This is a genomic window from Paenibacillus agri (genome assembly GCF_013359945.1).
Lineage (GTDB): Bacteria > Bacillota > Bacilli > Paenibacillales > Paenibacillaceae > Paenibacillus_AQ > Paenibacillus_AQ agri.
In genome coordinates this window covers 106,271-122,677 of sequence record NZ_JABWCS010000215.1, presented here as the reverse complement: position 1 = coordinate 122,677, position 16,407 = coordinate 106,271, and the positions used below count along the sequence as shown (strand labels likewise).

The following is a 16,407-nucleotide window of genomic DNA, read 5'->3' as shown; positions in this document are numbered from 1 at the left end:
AGTTTTTTTGAGGCGTTTAAGTAAGTATGCTTTTCCGTTCCCGCTTGCGCTCATCCGTGTACTCCATCGCAACGGTATACCCGATAAACAGTCCCCAGAGTAAAAAAACGCAAAATTCACTGATCACCGAATTCCATGGCAGCCGGAACGGACGCTGCAACAGGAAGAGCCAGGAGCCCGCCAGGAAGAGGCCTGCCCACCAGAGTACTCCATAAATCATCCCCGGCCACGGTCCCTTTAACCAGCGGAACACGAATACATAAATCAGGGTAGCGATCACCGACAGGAGAATAAAGGACAAGTAACCGATCAGATGACCGGCTGGCTTCAGCAAAAACTCATGCTTAAAGAAAGGCTCCGCCAAAAATGCGGGAATGACCTTGGTAAAGTGTAGTGTATACATGATCCAGCGGGCACCTCCCCAGAACAATCCGGCAAAAAAGCCGAGCTCCAAGGCAAACACAAACGGATTTGTATGCACTGTTCTCTGTTGTTGCGGCTTGCTCATCTTGGCTGTACACCCTTTCCTCATTGGTTTAATACGGCCTAAACATCCTTATCCTCTCTCTAATGGATAGTATGTACAGCAAAAGCCGATCCAACTAGTAATGTCCGTAAAAATTAGTTACAATGAGGGATATACAAATATATTACAAACGGGAAGGTGAATGGGTTGTCCCAGGAAACTCCAAGCTACGGCGGCCAAGCCGTCATTGAAGGCGTCATGTTCGGCGGCAAGCATGTCAACGTAACAGCCGTACGGCGCAAGAATCAGGAAATCACATTTTTGGAGGTGCCGAAAAGCGACAAGAGCTGGGTCGTCAAACTCCGCAAGATTCCGCTGCTTCGCGGCCTTGTCAGTATTATAGATGCCAGCGCCAAGGGCTCCAAACACCTGAACTATTCCGCAGAATCTTATGCCGAGGATGAGGTAGATCCAGAAGAAGCCGCCAAACCCAAGAAGAAGGATAAGGAAGAGGGCTGGAGTCTTGGAATGATCTTTGGCGTCGCTGTCATGGGTATTCTTTCTTTTATTTTTGGTAAGGTAATTTTTACCCTCGTACCGGTATTTCTTGAAAGTTTTTTATTTAAAAATGTATTCGACAACTATGTTTTGCACAACATCATAGAAGGTGCCATTAAGCTGATTCTGCTGCTGGTCTATCTATGGGCGATCTCCCAGACACCGGTTATCAAGCGGCTCTTCCAGTATCACGGGGCGGAGCATAAGGTCATCAGCGCTTTTGAAGCCGGTGAGGAATTGACCGTGCGCAACGTGCAGAAGTACAGCCGCCTGCATTACCGCTGCGGAAGCAGCTTCATGATGCTGACCATTGTGCTTGGCGTAATTATCTACTCTGTAGTTCCATGGGATAGTCTGTGGGAACGTGTAATTCAGCGGATTATATTGCTGCCAGTCGTTATCGGAGTCTCCTTTGAAGTATTGAAGGGAACAAACGCGGTACGCGACGTACCGGGACTGAAGTACCTGGGCTATCCGGGTCTGTGGCTTCAATTGCTCACAACGAAAGAGCCTAAAGACGAACAGGTAGAGGTATCTATCGCTTCCTTCAACCGCATGCGGGAGTTGGACGCAGAGATCGAAGCAAAGGGTTATGCAGGAGCAAGTGTGTCAGGCATATTGGATCCGGCGAAAGGATGAGTGGCCTATGAACAGGCATGCTTTGATTTTTTGGAGTGCAATACTGCTGGCAGCATTCGGACTGGTGTACTCGATCATCGATAGTGATTGGGGGGCTTTATCTGAACTGATTATCCCGGTTCTCTTGATCGCTGTGATCTATTATTTCTTCAAAAAACGTGCCTTTAGCGGAAGTCCACGTGGATCGAAGATCAAGGTAAAGCCTTCCCAGAAAACGATGGCCAAGGTAGCTGGCATCCGCAAGAGCCAGGCCTCGCCCGGTAAACGCAAAAGCTATCCATTCCAGGTCATCGAAGGCAGCAAAGGCAAGAACGATGATCACCTACCCAAATATCATTAATGTAAAAAGGCATCTCCACGTTTTAACGCGTGGGATGCCTTTTTCAATAAGTCTGCACTTCAGTAACTAAAGGATCAGGGCTTAAAATAAAATGTGAGTAGGCTTGAAAGCCCAAATGGATCTCTGACCACAATATCATTGGCGCGGAACATAATGCTTCCCGCCACTTCATTATACTTCTCATTATATTTCAATTGATTGATGATCTGCTGACCGCTCTGCCATTCCGCGCTTTGGTCGCTGGCCCCGACTTTATAGGCTGCCAGGCCGATGTAGAGCTTCACCTTAGTGTTCGCTACTTCATTTACCCACCAATCGACCAGCTTGTCATACCGTGCAGTATTGAAGGACAGGCTCCAGTAAATCTGCGGAGCAACATAGTCGATCCAGCCCTGCTTGACCCATGTCCGCACATCGGCATACATGCTGTCATAGGCGGTTACGCCTGCTGTGGTGTCTGAGCCTGTGCTGTCCATCTTAATGTTGCGCCAGACGCCGAATGGACTGATGCCATACGATACTGCTGGCTTAGCGCTGTGAATCTGTGATCCAAGCTGACGAACGAACTCATTGATGTTGTCCCGGCGCCAGTCATCCTTAGATACGATTCCCTTGGCGTTATAGGTCTTGAAGGTTCCATCATCAGCAAAGGTAGTATTTGACGGATAGAAATAATCATCCAGATGAACGCCGTCAATATCATAACCTTTGACGACTTCCATTACCGTGTCAATAATATGCTGACGCGCCTCAGGTATCCCTGGATTTATGTACAGCTTGCCTCCGGCATTCACAATCCATTCAGGATGGGCTTTAGCGACATGATTGCTGGCGAGGCCTGTAGTAGATGCATCCGTGGTAGCCCGGAACGGGTTAAACCAAGCATGAAATTGCATACCGCGTGCGTGAGCTGCGCTGACCATATATGCGAGCGGGTCATAGCCTGGGTCCTTTCCCTGCGTTCCGGTCAACACCTTCGACCATGGCACCAGGGACGACGGATATAGGCTGTCTGCAGACGGTCTAACCTGCACAAAGACTGCATTGAAGCCCACTGCCTTTAACTTGTCCAACAAATTATCGAATTCCTGCTTCTGCTTATCGATTTTCCCGGCGGAAGACACCGAGGGCCAATCCAGATTGAAGACAGAGGAAATCCATGCACCTTTCATCGCTTTGTTAACTCCCGCCCCAGGAAGCGGCACTGTCGGTACCACTGGCGTCGACGTTGGTGTTGGCGTAGTTTTTGGTGTTACTGTTGGTGCTGGCGTCGCCGTAGGTGCTGGTGTAGAGGTAGGTGCAGTTGATGGTGTCGGCTGCTGCGGACCTGCCGATTGCGGCGGTTCTGCCCCTGTATACAAGGAGATATGCTTCGTTGCTTGATCCCACACCACCTGCAATCCGAGCTGTTCACTGACAAAACGCAGCGGTACCATTACCCGGCCCTGCTTTACCTCTACGGTGGTCTCAAGGGTTACTGCCGTTCCATTCACCAGGGCGTTCTTCTGGCCGCTGGTCAGCTTGATTACCGTGTCTCCTTGCGTGATTGTAGCGGTCTTGCTGTTCTGATTCCATTCAACGCCTGCACTTAGCCCTTTACTGATAACGCTGATGGGTACCATGGTCACATTCTTCGGTGTAATATAAGGTGGCACATCACTAACCAGTGCCTGCCCGTCCAGTTCAATCGTAATCTGAACCCCCGCCGCACGTACCCCTACAGAAAACAGCGGCAGACTCAAGATGATTACCAGTAGTCCAAGCATCCATTTACGGTATTTCATAATTCCTCCCCAAATTCAAAAGTGTGGTAAAAAAACAAAAAAACGGAGTCATCCTAAAAAGGACGGTATCCGTTTTGACGTAAAAAACTGGGAAAGGTTGCGGTAAATTCGTAGAAAAGAAACAGCCGGGTCCCTTTTTTCTAAGAATCGCTAACCAGTTCATCATGAATATTATAAAGCGTCTGCACCCGTTCCTGGTCCCGCCGGAAATATTCCACCAGTGTCTCAATACGCGTGATGGAGTCCCAGCTCAAGTGATGCTCGATGCCTTCAACATCCTTATAGATATTCTCCTGCTGCACACCAATCAGTTCAAGAAATTGCTCCAGAAGCTGGTGGCGGTCAACCAGTCGTTTTCCCACTTTTTTTCCTTTATTGGTCAGGACAAGCCCACGATATTTCTCATAGATGAGATATTCGTCCTTATCCAGTTTTTGGATCATCTTGGTCACAGATGAAGGGTGGACTTCCAATCCCTCGGCGATATCCGAGACCCGCGCATACCCCTTCTCATCGATGAGCTTGTATATGCGCTCCAAATAATCCTCCATGCTGGGTGTTGGCATTCAACTTTACCTCTTTTCTATAATGAGCGTGGCGCATAAGGCCAAACCTTGCTCTAACAATGATACATGTTTCTCCCGCTCCTTGGCAAGTCCCGCCACATTTTGCGGACCAAATTGCACAGGATTACCACGGTTTCAATGACCGCTAAACCCGCACACTAAGGACATCCCCTATATGAAGGAGCGTGTATTCATGTCAACCGTGACACCGAAACGCCCTGCAGTCAGGCGGCAAAAAAGACCAACAGCCCCCTTCATGCCCGAGCTTGTTTTTTTCGAGCCGAACGCCCTGAATTACCCCAAAGGGGAGCGGATTATGGAATGGGTGAAGAGCAATAACATCCCTTACCGTATGACAACATCGCATAATCGTATCACCAATCTTCCCGGCGAAACGGAATCCGAGCAATATAAAATCGCCAAAAGAACGCTTGTCGTTGGCTTGCGCAAAACGCTGACCTTCGACCAGTCCAAGCCTTCTGCCGATTATGCTATTCCCATCGCGACCGGCTGTATGGGACACTGCCATTATTGCTATCTTCAAACTACCCTTGGGGCCAAGCCTTATATTCGGGTATACGTCAATACAGATGATGTGATGGACGCCGCCAAAAAATACATCGAAGAGCGCTCACCCGAAATCACAACGTTCGAAGCCGCCTGTACCTCAGATCCGCTGGGCCTGGAGCATATTACCGGTTCCCTGGAGGAACTGATTAATTTCATGGCAAAGGAGCCGCTGGGCCGGCTGCGTTTTGTCACCAAGTATCAGCATGTGGACCCGCTGCTTAAGCTCCAGCATAACGGTCATACGCGCATCCGCTTCAGTGTCAATGCCGATTATGTCATCAAAAATTTCGAGCCGGCCACCGCCCGGTTCGAGGAACGTATAGAGGCCGCCGGTAAGGTCGCTAGGGCCGGCTACCCTCTGGGCTTCATTATTGCCCCTATCATCTGGCATGACGGCTGGCAGGAGGGCTACGCAGAGCTACTGTCCAAGCTCGCAGAAGCGCTACCTCCCGAGGCGGGAAAAGGATTAACCTTTGAAATGATTCAGCATCGCTTCACCAAGACGGCCAAGACGGTGATTGAGAAGCGTTATCCGAAGTCGAAGCTGGAGATGGACATTGAGAAGCGGAAAAAGAAGTGGGGACGCTGGGGACAGAACAAATACGTCTACCCCGATGAACAACAAACCGCCCTGCGGGAATTCATCACAGAGCGGATTTTCGAGCATTTTCCAGAAGGTAAGATTGATTATTTCACCTGATGAAGCAGGCAGCATAAGCAGCACCTAATAGCTAAAGCAACAGGACGGGTCATAGCCATTGTCCCATATTAATTCCAGAGTGGCTCAGCCTAAAACTTCAGCCATTCAGGTGTAATATTCTGCAACCAAATCGTGATGCGGAACATCTGATCCGTAAAGAGCAACAGGCCCATAAGCACCATCAGAACGCCGCCGATCTTCATCAGCACATTGGAGTATTTCAGGATGCGTCTGGCTCCGCCTAGGAAGAACGCAAGCGCAAAGAAAGGCAAGGCGAATCCGATACTGTATGCAGTAATAAGCGTAAACCACGTCCCGGGATCGCTAGCCGAAAGCGCAATGATGGCTGTTAGAATCGGGCCAATACACGGTGACCAGCCGGCAGAAAAGCCAATGCCGAAGATAAAAGATCCGGCATAGCCTGCCGGCTTCCATTTGAGATTCAGCTTTCGTTCACGCATCAGAAACTGTGGCTGAAAAATACCGAGCAAAAACAGCCCCATAACAATAATAAGGATTGCCGATAACTGGCGAATCAGATCCCGCTGGCCGTTAAAGAACTGTCCAAACAACCCCGCACCAAAACCCAATGTGTAAAAAACCGCAGAAAACCCAAGGATAAAAGCCAAAGTATGACTCAAGGTCCGGAAACGGACCTCTTTGGTGTTGCCGCCGCTCTTCAATTGCTGAACAGATAATCCGGTTATGTAAGATAAATACGAAGGATAAAGAGGCAGGCAGCATGGAGAGATAAATGAGGCCAGACCTGCAGCAAAAGCTATTCCTGCATTAATGTTGGACAAAGCAGCAGCGCTCCTTCCCGATTAATGTCTCTTCCCAAAACCTTCTTCAGTATGGCGACTTATGAATTCCCGTTGTATATGTTAAAATGCTCAGCTCACACTGTCATGGTTGGCCCACACTTTCATAGAGCGTCCATATGTTCACGGTTACCTTCAAACCTATTCTTACTTTCACACATTCAATTTTGCATTCACACGTTCAACATCAGCCTACGCAGGGCTACCTGACGTATTTACCTGCGTATTCCCTGCTTATGTTGGCAGGCCCTTCTTGCCGATCAGCGTCAGAGCCAGCATCGCAATAAGTAACAGGACAATCGTAGCCCCTGGCGCAAGATTCCAGATTCCGGCTACAACAAGGCCACCCACTACCGCAATTTCTGCGATAACCACCGAAACAATAACCGATGATTTAAAGCTGCGCGATAACAGCAGGCTAATGGCTACTGGTATGGTCAGCAGTGCAGATACCAGCAGGGAACCAACGATTTTTATCGCTGTGCTGATTACCAGTGCGGTCAGAATCGTTATTAACATGTTCAACAGCTTCACTGGCAGTCCGCTGACGCTCGCAGCATCCTCTTCAAAGCTAAGTAGAAAGAACTCTTTGAAGAATAGCGCAACCACAACCACAACTGCTATCGTAACCAGTCCAACGACGAGCAAGTCCGTATTATCGAGCGTATAGATGCTACCGAACAGATAGCTCATAACATCTGCATTGTATCCTTTGCCTAGTGTGAAGAAAAGCGAAGCCAGCGCTACACCGCCTGACATGATGATGGCTATGGACAATTCGGCGTAGCTTTTGTACGCCTTGCGGAGCTTCTCAATAGCAAAGGAGGCGGCAACGGCAAAAATCAGACCTGCGCCCAGCGGATAAAATCCCGCCAAGAAGCCCAGTGCTACACCGGCAATCGTGACATGCGCCAGCGTGTCCCCGATCATCGACAGACGTCTAAGAACAAGAAAAACGCCTATAAGCGGCGCAGTAATACCAATCAGCAGACCGCCCGCAAGCGCCCGCTGGAAAAAATCGCTGAATAGAATTTCCAAAATCAATTCTCCTTTTTTTTCGATCCCTCCCAAACCCTCCCTTCCCGAAGAGAGGGCCCCAAAGGGCTGCACCCTCTGGACACCGCTAAGTGCAACTGACGTAGGCGGGAGGGGGGCTGTGTCTAGGACCGTTTGGCGCATGATCGCTTTCGTCCCTGACGGGACACGCTTTACGGTGGACGGGACTTAGGGACTTGAAAGATCTACTGACAAGATCAAGATATAAGGTCAAAGGCAAGGGCAAAGACCTGATGTTATCCTATGTTATACAATGGATAACCGCAAGATCTTATGCTTTGGTTATCCTATGTTTCACCATGGATAACCTCAAGATCCAGTGCCTCTGGTTATCCCATGTTATACAATGGATAACTGTAAGATCCAATGCGCTTGGTTATCCTATGTTATACAATGGATAACTGTAAGATCCAATGCTTGGGTTATCCTATGTTTGACTATGGATAACCACAGGATCTATTGCTTTGGTTATCTTATGTTTCACCATGGATAACCACAGGATCTATTGCTTTGGTTATCTTATGTTTCACCATGGATAACCACAAGATCTAATGCTTTGGTTAACCCATGTTTGACTATGGATAACCACAAGACAAACATATTAAGGCATCTGACGTTATACTGTCGACGCCTCATCAATACTAAAAAACCTGGGAGCATAACTGGAAAAACTCCAGTTATTTAAGAAGGATAGCTCCTTTTTCTCAAATTAGCTGGAATTATTCCTGTTAATCTAGCATTTTAAACGGATTAGAGCTCAATAGCCGAGAAATAACAGGAGCTTATCCTGTTATTCTAACACTGACCAAGAAATACATCAGATTACCGGGAGAAATTCCCGTTATTCTCATGTACTCGATCTCCATCAACCAAGTGTGTGCTGAAGATTATCCTCGACACAATCCTGCACATCATGAGAGTGGCGAGAGTAGAAATTGATTTTACCGTTACGCTGGACCGGCTCCTGCCCCAAATAATTACGGATCATATCAATGTCATGCGACACCATCAGGAAGGTCATGTGATGATGAGCATGCATATGTGTGATCAGGTCGAAGAATCCGGCCTGTGTCTCGGCGTCGATCCCAACGGTAGGCTCGTCCAAAATCAGCAGATCCGGGTGATTGATCAGCGCCCGCGCCAGGAACACACGCTGCTGCTGACCTCCGGAGAGCTGACCTACTCTTTTATCCGCAATATCCTGAATCCGCATCACTTCGAGCGCATCATCACACTGCCGGTGCTGTGCTTTGGATACCCTACGAATCAGATTTTTGTTGTTATAGAGGCCAGACAGCACCACTTCACGCACGGTAGCCGGGAACAACGGGTTAAACGCATTTTTCTGCGGCACATAGCCGATCCGCTCCCAGTCCTTAAACTTGCGCACGGATTGGCCGAACAACTTGATATCGCCGCTACTCGGAGGCAGCAGGCCGACGATCATTTTCATCAACGTGGTTTTGCCAGCGCCATTGGAGCCAATGATGCCGAGAAAATCACGCTCTTTTACAGTATAGCTAAGTCCGGATATAACTTTTTGCTCTCCATAGGAAAAGGAAAGATCCTGTATCTCAATCATATGTTGATGACAGTCCAGGGATACCGGTTGCATGCATAGTACCACCTTTCACGTATACTTTCCTTATTATTGTAAGGCTAGAATTAGATTTTGCAAATTTTTCTCCATCAGAGTGAAATAATTATCGTTATTTTTCTCCTGTTCCTGGGTCAGCCCCTCTACCGGATTCAGCACAAGCGTCGATACTCCTGCTTCATTTGCCAGTGTTTTGGCAAGTCGATCGGAGACCAGTTCCTCGAAGAAAATATACTTAATCCCTTCATCCTTCACCAGTTTCGCCAGCGCAACCATATCCTGCCCGCGTGGCTCTGCATCCGGTGACAAGCCCATAATCGCATGCTGATCGAGACCGTAATCACGAGCCAGATAGCCGAAGGCCTGGTGGGAAACCACGATTTCTTTACCTGGTACCTTGGCAAGTTCGGTTTCGAACTTGGCGTCAAGCGCCTTGAGACGCTCTGCGAGCTTATTGTAACGCTCCTGGTAAGCATCCTTATGCTCGGGATCAACATTTTGCAGACTATTTTTAATATTTCCGGCCATAATGAGCGCCGACTTCGGACTCACCCAAGTATGCGGGTCTGTGTGCAGGCTATCCCCGCCCGTATTCCCACTCTCCGCACCATGATCCTCCGCTCCGCTCTCATGATCAGCATTATCTCCGCCGCCATGGTTATGACCATCATCTTCATTCGTTTTGATCAAATTAATGCCTTGGCTCACTTCTACCGCCTGCACTTTGCTCCCACGGTCCAGCCCCTTCAGGAAGTTCGGCACCCAACCCTCCAGACCAGCACCATTATACAAAAACAGCTGCGCTTTGGACGTATTAATAATATCCTGACTGCGAGGTGTCCAGTCGTGCGGTTCTACACCGACCGGCAGCAGATTAATGGCATGGACATCATCCCCGCCAATTTCTTTGGCAAATTCATATATAGGATAAAATGTGGTGACCACGTTTACCTTGCCCTCCACAATATTTCCACCACTCTTAGCGCCGCATCCGGCGAGTACCAGAACCAGCATCAGGGCAACCATGAACCACCCTTTGCGTGACATGCGTGAAACCATATTAACTATCGACTCCTCAGATCGTAATATTTACTATGCGAATTATAATAGTAATGGTTACGATAAGTCAACTCTTTATCCTCTTTACCCCTAACGTTGATTTTGTATTTGACTTGTGTTTTCTCTTCCTTTAGCTTGCCCTTCTATAGCAGATAATAGAATACCGCTGTTGCCGAAGCATAGTCTTACTATTCCTTTTCCTTTTCTTTTTCTTTTTCTTTCTTATCGTATATGAAAAAAGGAACATCCCCTCAGCTCTCATAGCTGTGAGAATGTTCCCTTTTTAATGTACTCTGTTGTGCTCAGCAGTACTCTGGCATTATTCCAAATTGCTGCTCTGCACTACTCTAAATCACTTTTTTTAAAAAATGTCCCGTCTTATTTCACAATCGCTCCGTTAGGCATGCTGTCCGGTACCGTAGCAAGCGTCAGCTGATCCCCTTTGGAAGCTGCCAAAATCATACCCTGTGACAACTCACCGCGCAGCTTAACCGGCTTCAGGTTCACGATACAGATCACCTTTTGCCCTACCAGCTCTTCAGGTGTGTAGAACTTCGCAATCCCTGATACCACCTGACGTTGCTCGTAGCCGAGATCCAGCTGGAGCTTCAGCAGCTTGTCAGCTTTCTTCACCGGCTCAGCGGCGATGACTTGTGCCACCCGCAGCTCTGCCTTGGCGAAATCGTCAATGCCGATTTCTTCCTTGTGCTCTTCTTCCACCTCGGAAGCTTCTACTGCAGGAGCCGCCTCAGCCTGCTGAGCCGCCGCTGCCTTGCCTCCGCCCATCGCCTCAGCGATGTAAGCCACCTCTTGTTCCACATCGAGACGCGGGAAGATCGGATTACCCTTCACCAGCCTCGTGCCGGCCGGAATCAGGCCAAATGTCTTACCACTATCCCATGTAGTCAGCTCGCCTGACGCAATACCCAGCTGCTCCCAAATCTTCGCTGGTGCGCCAGTAAGGAATGGCTGCAGCAGAATGGACGCCGTCCGCAAACCTTCAACAAGATGTCTCATCACGGAAGCCAGCTCCGCAATTCTGCTCTCATCCTTGGCAAGCACCCAAGGCTGTGTCTCATCGATATACTTGTTCGTCCGGCTAATGAACGCCCCAATGGCAGTCAGTGCTACGGAGAACTCCATTTTTTCCATCGCTTCTTCTACTTTGGCATAGGTGTTCTGCGCCGCAGCCTGCAATTCGCCGTCGAATGCTGTTACGTTACCCTCATAAGCCGGAAGCACGCCTTCAAAATACTTCTCAACCATTGCACCTGTACGGTTCAACAAGTTGCCTAAGTCGTTCGCCAGATCGTAGTTAACCCGGTCTACAAAGCTTTCCGGTGTGAACGTGCCGTCAGAGCCGAATGGCACTTCGCGCAGCAGATAGTAGCGCAGGGCATCCAGACCGTAGCGGTCAATCAGGGTTACCGGGTCTACGACGTTACCCTTCGATTTGGACATTTTTCCATCCTTCATCAATAGCCAGCCATGCGCAAAAACCTTCTTCGGCAGCGGCTCACCCAGTGCCATCAGAATAATCGGCCAGTAGATGGTGTGGAAGCGGACGATCTCTTTACCCACGATGTGCACATCTGCAGGCCAGTATTTATCGTACAGACTACGGTCTTCCGAGCCATAGCCTAGTGCAGTAATGTAGTTGGTAAGCGCGTCAATCCATACATACACCACATGCTTCGGATCACCCTTAACCTTAACGCCCCAGTCGAAGGTCGTACGGGACACTGCCAAATCTTCCAGACCCGGCTTGATAAAGTTGTTAATCATCTCGTTCTTACGGGATTCCGGCAAAATAAACTCCGGGTTCTCCTCATAATATTTCAGCAGACGGTCCGCATATTTGCTCATCCGGAAGAAGTAGCTTTCTTCCTTGACCAGCTCTACCGCATGACCACTGTCCGGGCTTTTAGCGCTAATAATAACACCATTGCCATCGCGCTCCACATCAACGAGTTGCGTCTCGGTGTAGAACGTCTCGTCAGGAATGCTGTACCAGCCTTCGTATTCCCCTTTGTAAATGTCACCTTGCTTCAGCAACCGGTCAAAAATATCCTGAACGACAGTTTTGTGGCGTTCTTCTGTTGTACGAATGAAATCATCATTGGAAATGTCCAGCTTACGCCACAGGTCCTTGATGCCAACAACAATATCGTCAACGAACTGCTGAGGGGTCTTGCCAGCTTCTCCGGCCTTTTGTTCAATCTTCTGTCCATGCTCATCTGTACCGGTCAAGTAATGAACCTCGTAGCCACGCAGGCGCTTATAGCGGGCCATAGCATCTCCGGCTACCGTTGAGTAGGCATGCCCGATATGCAGCTTGTCACTCGGGTAATAGATTGGTGTTGTCAGATAAAAAGTTTTCTTGTCGCTCAATTGTCGTCACCCTTTCTTCTCCATAAAAAACAAAAAACTCCCGCCCCCTATATGGGGCGAGAGTAAACTCACGCGTTACCACCCAAAATTCCCTGTCTCCTCACAGAGAACAGGCTTCTCCAGTTCCCTTGCCGGAAACTGCCCATTAACGCTGGAACACGCCGTTATCTTACGTGAACCCAGTCATGCGGTTCTTCGCTCGAACACAGTTCCTCCCGGACCATATTCAATCTGGCGTCTCCTGCCGGTTCTCAGCTTCCCCGGTTCTCTGTACAGGTATCCAGATCTACTCATCCGTTCCTCGGAAATCAAGTTATTATCCAAAATATACCCAAAAAGACGCCGTCATGTCAAGTAACCTGGGACGTTCCTCCCTCTGGGTTCTCTTCCTTTAGCGGAGGGACAGGGTCCAAACCTCCCGGATGAAAAGGATGGCAGCGGGCTATCCGCTTCGCAGCCAGCCATGAACCCTTTAAGGGACCGTGAACTTCTATCGCTTCCAGTGCATAGGCTGAACAGGTCGGGTAAAAGCGGCAAGTAGCCGGCTTAATCGGAGAAATATACTTGCGGTATATCCGGATTGGCGCCTGAATCGTTCTGCGTCCGACTCCCATCTTAATGCCCTGCTTTACTAAGACTTGCCGGCGCTGACTCTTCTTCCCGGGTCTCTTCACAATCTTTGCAGTAACCGAACACCTCAAATTTATGCTTGACGACCCGGAACTGGTCCGGCGTATCAGTCAAATTCATCGGACAGAAATGGATTGGATAAGTCTTCATGCATTGAAGGCAAATCATATGATGGTGATGATGATCGTGTACGCAGCTTGCTTTGAACTTCACGCCATCTTCAAAGACGACCTGCTCAAGCACACCCAGCTCCTCCATGACCCGGAGGTTACGGTAGACGGTATCAAAGCTGAGACCGCTATACTTGCGTCCCATATGGTCATAGACATCCTTCGCTGACAAATATCCTGTATTCTCGCCGAATAACTTGGCAAGCGTTTTGCGCTGATCGGTGATTCGCAGTCCCTGCCCCGACATGACTTCCAATATTTGATCTGTCGACAGCATACGCTCATCTCCCATAATAATTGTTCATTTCAATAACACTCTCTTTATAATGCCCCAAAATAAATGCTCCGTCAATGAAGCACTATCCTTGCCTAATCAAATATCAGTCCATATATATTCAATCCATTAAAAAACCCGAGACACGTTCAATAGCTGAACGCCCTCGGGATGGGTAAGAAAATCTATTTATAAGTGCTTTAAACTGTAAATAGCCTTACTTTTTAGCTGGAAGCGGAGTGAATACAAAGTTTACAGGAAGATTACTTCCGGATGCAACGGTGAAGAGCATCTCAACCGAACCCTCATATTCACCGGTGCGGAAGAGCACTGCGTTCATGTCAGAATTCGACAAGCTTCCTTTATTCGCCAGATTCACAATCACACCATTTACAAGAACAGAACCAAGGTAGTTGCCTCCGCGCGGGTTGAAGGTGATCAGCGTGTTTGGTGCTACGCGATCAATCTTGATTTTGTACAATACGCCAAAGTTCCCGGCGTTGGAAGCCTCGGTTCCAGTCATTGGATCCATACCGATAAGGTTCAAATCGTTCTTGTTGTCTCCCAGAACAAGTCTGGATGGTACTGTTCCTACTACATCAGGTACGTCGATGATGCGGGTGGAATCAGGATACGTACCACGGTTATGCACGCCGTCCCGATCCAGAATAGGCAGCAGCGGCAAAGTAGTCAATGGATCCTTGGTCTGCTCGATCATGATTACGTCATATTGGATGGCATAATCGCTCATCAGGTCAGCACTCAGTGAGATGATGTCACCCGGCTTCATAGCAACTTTGCTAGTATCCGTCAAGATCGGAACGCTTTGTCCCGGCTGAAGTGTGATCGTGCTGTAATTCGCACCAGTAACAATAGAATTATAGTACTTCATAACAGAAATTTTGCCTGTGTACTCCGGTGATGCTGCCGGACCGGCAAATCCGACAAATTGAGTCGTAATCGTCGCTGGTTCCGGATTTTTATTAGTTGCAATGATATATACCTTCTGTCTTGTACTCATGTTGTTCTTATGGTGAACCAGGAAACGTGTCGCACCAAGAGCCGTCTCGCGGTACAGTACGCCTTCAGTGTTTACTGTCTCTGGGCTATTACTGCGGATCAGTGTGTATGGCTCGGAAGAGGTGTTGTACGCCAAATTAGGATAGCTTGGGATAGAACCACCATCGATAGTCAGAACATCACCCGGCGGGGTGAACAGCTTGGCTACTTCATCTTGTGTATACAACTGATCATTAGTAATATTAATCGTCTTCTCAAAAGTTCCGCTCAATCCGTGTTTGTCCGTAACCTTCAATTGAATGGAGATTGGACCCGGGTTAAAGTAGGCAAGTGCGCGATTCGACCATTCGGCCGTCAGTTCTTCGCCTTCAGGATCGTAGCTGTGGTCAGTAATGGTTACTGGCTCACCCATTTTATATTCATCTTTATCTGTCGTGAAGTTAGCTACCGGCGGCTGGTTAGGCTGCAGGACATTAATGGTTACAGAGTAAGGATTACTCCATTCTCCATTCGCGTCCCTAACGGAGTAGCTAACGGTATAGAAGCCTGGTTGATCATATACATCCTGCTTGCCTTCCCAACGTTCTTCAACGATGGCTGTACCATTCGGGGAAGAGCTGGTTGTAGTGAAGGCTACCGGCTCGCCAGCATAGATCTCGGTCGGCTGAACCGTGAAGGAAGCTTTAGGCTTTGTATCCAGTGTCAGAGTGACACTTTTTTGCACATTATCTACGGTATAAGGAATACCAAGTGCCGCAGTAATGGAAGTTAGCGGGATCATAAAGGTACCATTGAACAGGTAAGCTGGACCTTTCATCGTTACCTTCTTGCCGTTAACGGTATAGACATTGCTGTTTGTCTTGAAACGCATAACGTCAGTACCTTTAGTTACGACTGTTTCCTTTGTTTTGTTGTCAAAAATAAATTTGACCCCTACCCGCTCCACCATGGCGCGGATGGATACATAAGATACACCATTCTTGACGGCCATTGGCTGATTAGCCAGATATTGAACGCCATTGACATACATCTTGTTACTATTCATCATCAGGATAAGCTGATTAGGACCACCAGTAGGAATAGGCTGTACACCTGAGCTTGGGGTAACTGCTGGCGTCGGAGTTGCACTCGGTACTGGTGTTGCTGTTGGCAATGTTGTGGATAAAGGTGTTTCTGTCGTTACAACAGGTACGTCACTTGGTGGTGGCGTAGGTGAAGGTTGATCTGCTCCAGGAGCTCCGTTGTTAACAGGCTGTTCTGTGGCCTCTGGCTGATGCGGCAATGCGTCTGTTGCTTCCGACGGATTAACGGTGTTCTGTGGCGTAGCATCCGGGACAGCGGTACCAACTGTGCCGATTACCGTACCACTTACAGATGACGCAAATGCCGGAACGGCTGCAGCGACCTGGGAAACGGCCAGTACAGCAACTAATGCGAGTTTTCTAAAATTCATTGTATGACTCCTTCTGCTCCTATTTGATGGAATATTAGCGCACTACAATCTTGTTAGATGTACAGCAACAACATTCCCTGCAAAAATGCAGCCATCCATAAGGACGGCGGTCAAATCTGCCACGTACTTTTTTAACAAAACATAGTATTAGACGCATGAGGCCTTAAAAAGTTTCAGAAATGTAAAGAAAAGATTAACGCCAGCTCCCATAAACATGGGAAAACACCTCCCTGAATCGAAAACCATGATCCATGAAGGTGTCCATAGTATGCCATTGCGCATTTTTTATAGGGCTTAAATTACTTGGGAGCTA

General features: G+C 48.4%; 14 protein-coding genes. 3 read left to right on the top strand and 11 right to left on the bottom strand.

The genetic code is table 11. The annotated features are described in order from the left end of the window. Positions 1 to 16: 16 nt before the first annotated feature. Positions 17 to 508, bottom strand: a complete 492-nt coding sequence (locus HPT30_RS19720; RefSeq protein WP_175373041.1) for a YqhR family membrane protein — start codon at positions 506 to 508, stop codon at positions 17 to 19. A gap of 216 nt (positions 509 to 724) precedes the next feature. Between HPT30_RS19720 and HPT30_RS19715 the strand changes: the two genes are divergently transcribed. After that, the gene (locus tag HPT30_RS19715; protein WP_376767050.1) at positions 725 to 1,663 is read left to right on the top strand and encodes a DUF1385 domain-containing protein; all 939 of its coding nucleotides are present in this window, start codon (positions 725 to 727) and stop codon (positions 1,661 to 1,663) included. 7 nt (positions 1,664 to 1,670) lie between these two features. Beyond that, positions 1,671 to 2,003: a hypothetical protein gene (locus HPT30_RS19710; protein ID WP_175373039.1), complete on the top strand. Its 333-nt coding sequence runs from the start codon at positions 1,671 to 1,673 to the stop codon at positions 2,001 to 2,003. Between the two features lie 74 nt (positions 2,004 to 2,077). Here HPT30_RS19710 and HPT30_RS19705 read toward each other — a convergent pair whose 3' ends face one another. Further along, on the bottom strand, positions 2,078 to 3,787 hold the full coding sequence (locus HPT30_RS19705) for a family 10 glycosylhydrolase (RefSeq protein WP_175373038.1): 1,710 nt from the start codon (positions 3,785 to 3,787) through the stop codon (positions 2,078 to 2,080). A gap of 140 nt (positions 3,788 to 3,927) precedes the next feature. Continuing rightward, positions 3,928 to 4,353, bottom strand: coding sequence for a transcriptional regulator MntR (mntR, locus tag HPT30_RS19700; RefSeq protein WP_066363772.1), 426 nt, complete (start codon positions 4,351 to 4,353; stop codon positions 3,928 to 3,930). A gap of 193 nt (positions 4,354 to 4,546) precedes the next feature. On the opposite strand from mntR, the gene splB reads away from it, so the two are divergent. Further along, positions 4,547 to 5,623 carry a spore photoproduct lyase gene (gene splB / locus HPT30_RS19695; RefSeq protein ID WP_175373037.1) on the top strand — a complete coding sequence of 359 codons (1,077 nt, stop codon included), beginning with the start codon at positions 4,547 to 4,549 and terminating at the stop codon, positions 5,621 to 5,623. Positions 5,624 to 5,712: 89 nt separating this feature from the next. On the opposite strand, the gene HPT30_RS19690 is transcribed toward splB, so the two are convergent. The 8 genes from HPT30_RS19690 to HPT30_RS19655 all read right to left on the bottom strand — a co-directional run bounded on the left by HPT30_RS19690 (position 5,713) and on the right by HPT30_RS19655 (position 16,094). Beyond that, positions 5,713 to 6,426 (bottom strand): cytochrome c biogenesis CcdA family protein, encoded by a 714-nt coding sequence (locus HPT30_RS19690; RefSeq protein ID WP_175373036.1) that lies wholly within the window; start codon positions 6,424 to 6,426, stop codon positions 5,713 to 5,715. A 252-nt stretch (positions 6,427 to 6,678) separates the two neighbouring features. Continuing rightward, entirely contained in the window at positions 6,679 to 7,482 is an 804-nt protein-coding gene (locus tag HPT30_RS19685; protein WP_175373035.1) for a metal ABC transporter permease, read from the bottom strand. Positions 7,483 to 8,365: 883 nt separating this feature from the next. After that, entirely contained in the window at positions 8,366 to 9,082 is a 717-nt protein-coding gene (locus tag HPT30_RS19680; RefSeq protein ID WP_446685662.1) for a metal ABC transporter ATP-binding protein, read from the bottom strand. Positions 9,083 to 9,148: 66 nt separating this feature from the next. Then, positions 9,149 to 10,156 carry a metal ABC transporter solute-binding protein, Zn/Mn family gene (locus HPT30_RS19675; RefSeq protein ID WP_175373033.1) on the bottom strand — a complete coding sequence of 336 codons (1,008 nt, stop codon included), beginning with the start codon at positions 10,154 to 10,156 and terminating at the stop codon, positions 9,149 to 9,151. Between the two features lie 378 nt (positions 10,157 to 10,534). Next, positions 10,535 to 12,547, bottom strand: coding sequence for a methionine--tRNA ligase (gene metG, locus HPT30_RS19670; RefSeq protein ID WP_175373032.1), 2,013 nt, complete (start codon positions 12,545 to 12,547; stop codon positions 10,535 to 10,537). 350 nt (positions 12,548 to 12,897) lie between these two features. Further along, positions 12,898 to 13,161 (bottom strand): membrane protein insertion efficiency factor YidD, encoded by a 264-nt coding sequence (gene yidD / locus HPT30_RS19665; protein ID WP_175373031.1) that lies wholly within the window; start codon positions 13,159 to 13,161, stop codon positions 12,898 to 12,900. A gap of 1 nt (position 13,162) precedes the next feature. Next, entirely contained in the window at positions 13,163 to 13,624 is a 462-nt protein-coding gene (locus HPT30_RS19660; RefSeq protein ID WP_066363786.1) for a Fur family transcriptional regulator, read from the bottom strand. A gap of 214 nt (positions 13,625 to 13,838) precedes the next feature. Continuing rightward, positions 13,839 to 16,094 (bottom strand): copper amine oxidase N-terminal domain-containing protein, encoded by a 2,256-nt coding sequence (locus HPT30_RS19655; RefSeq protein WP_175373030.1) that lies wholly within the window; start codon positions 16,092 to 16,094, stop codon positions 13,839 to 13,841. Positions 16,095 to 16,407 lie beyond the last annotated feature (313 nt).

What these genes read in the sequence shown, in the direction of transcription:
- HPT30_RS19710 (WP_175373039.1), top strand. Translation starts at nt 1,671, where the DNA reads ATGAACAGGCATGCTTTGATTTTTTGGAGTGCAATACTGCTGGCAGCA.
- HPT30_RS19705 (WP_175373038.1), bottom strand. Translation starts at nt 3,787, where the DNA reads ATGAAATACCGTAAATGGATGCTTGGACTACTGGTAATCATCTTGAGT.
- yidD (WP_175373031.1), bottom strand. Translation starts at nt 13,161, where the DNA reads ATGGGAGTCGGACGCAGAACGATTCAGGCGCCAATCCGGATATACCGC.
- HPT30_RS19720 (WP_175373041.1), bottom strand. Translation starts at nt 508, where the DNA reads ATGAGCAAGCCGCAACAACAGAGAACAGTGCATACAAATCCGTTTGTG.
- HPT30_RS19715 (WP_376767050.1), top strand. Translation starts at nt 725, where the DNA reads ATGTTCGGCGGCAAGCATGTCAACGTAACAGCCGTACGGCGCAAGAAT.
- HPT30_RS19680 (WP_446685662.1), bottom strand. Translation starts at nt 9,082, where the DNA reads ATGATTGAGATACAGGATCTTTCCTTTTCCTATGGAGAGCAAAAAGTT.
- HPT30_RS19675 (WP_175373033.1), bottom strand. Translation starts at nt 10,156, where the DNA reads ATGGTTTCACGCATGTCACGCAAAGGGTGGTTCATGGTTGCCCTGATG.
- HPT30_RS19655 (WP_175373030.1), bottom strand. Translation starts at nt 16,094, where the DNA reads ATGAATTTTAGAAAACTCGCATTAGTTGCTGTACTGGCCGTTTCCCAG.
- mntR (WP_066363772.1), bottom strand. Translation starts at nt 4,353, where the DNA reads ATGCCAACACCCAGCATGGAGGATTATTTGGAGCGCATATACAAGCTC.
- splB (WP_175373037.1), top strand. Translation starts at nt 4,547, where the DNA reads ATGTCAACCGTGACACCGAAACGCCCTGCAGTCAGGCGGCAAAAAAGA.
- HPT30_RS19660 (WP_066363786.1), bottom strand. Translation starts at nt 13,624, where the DNA reads ATGCTGTCGACAGATCAAATATTGGAAGTCATGTCGGGGCAGGGACTG.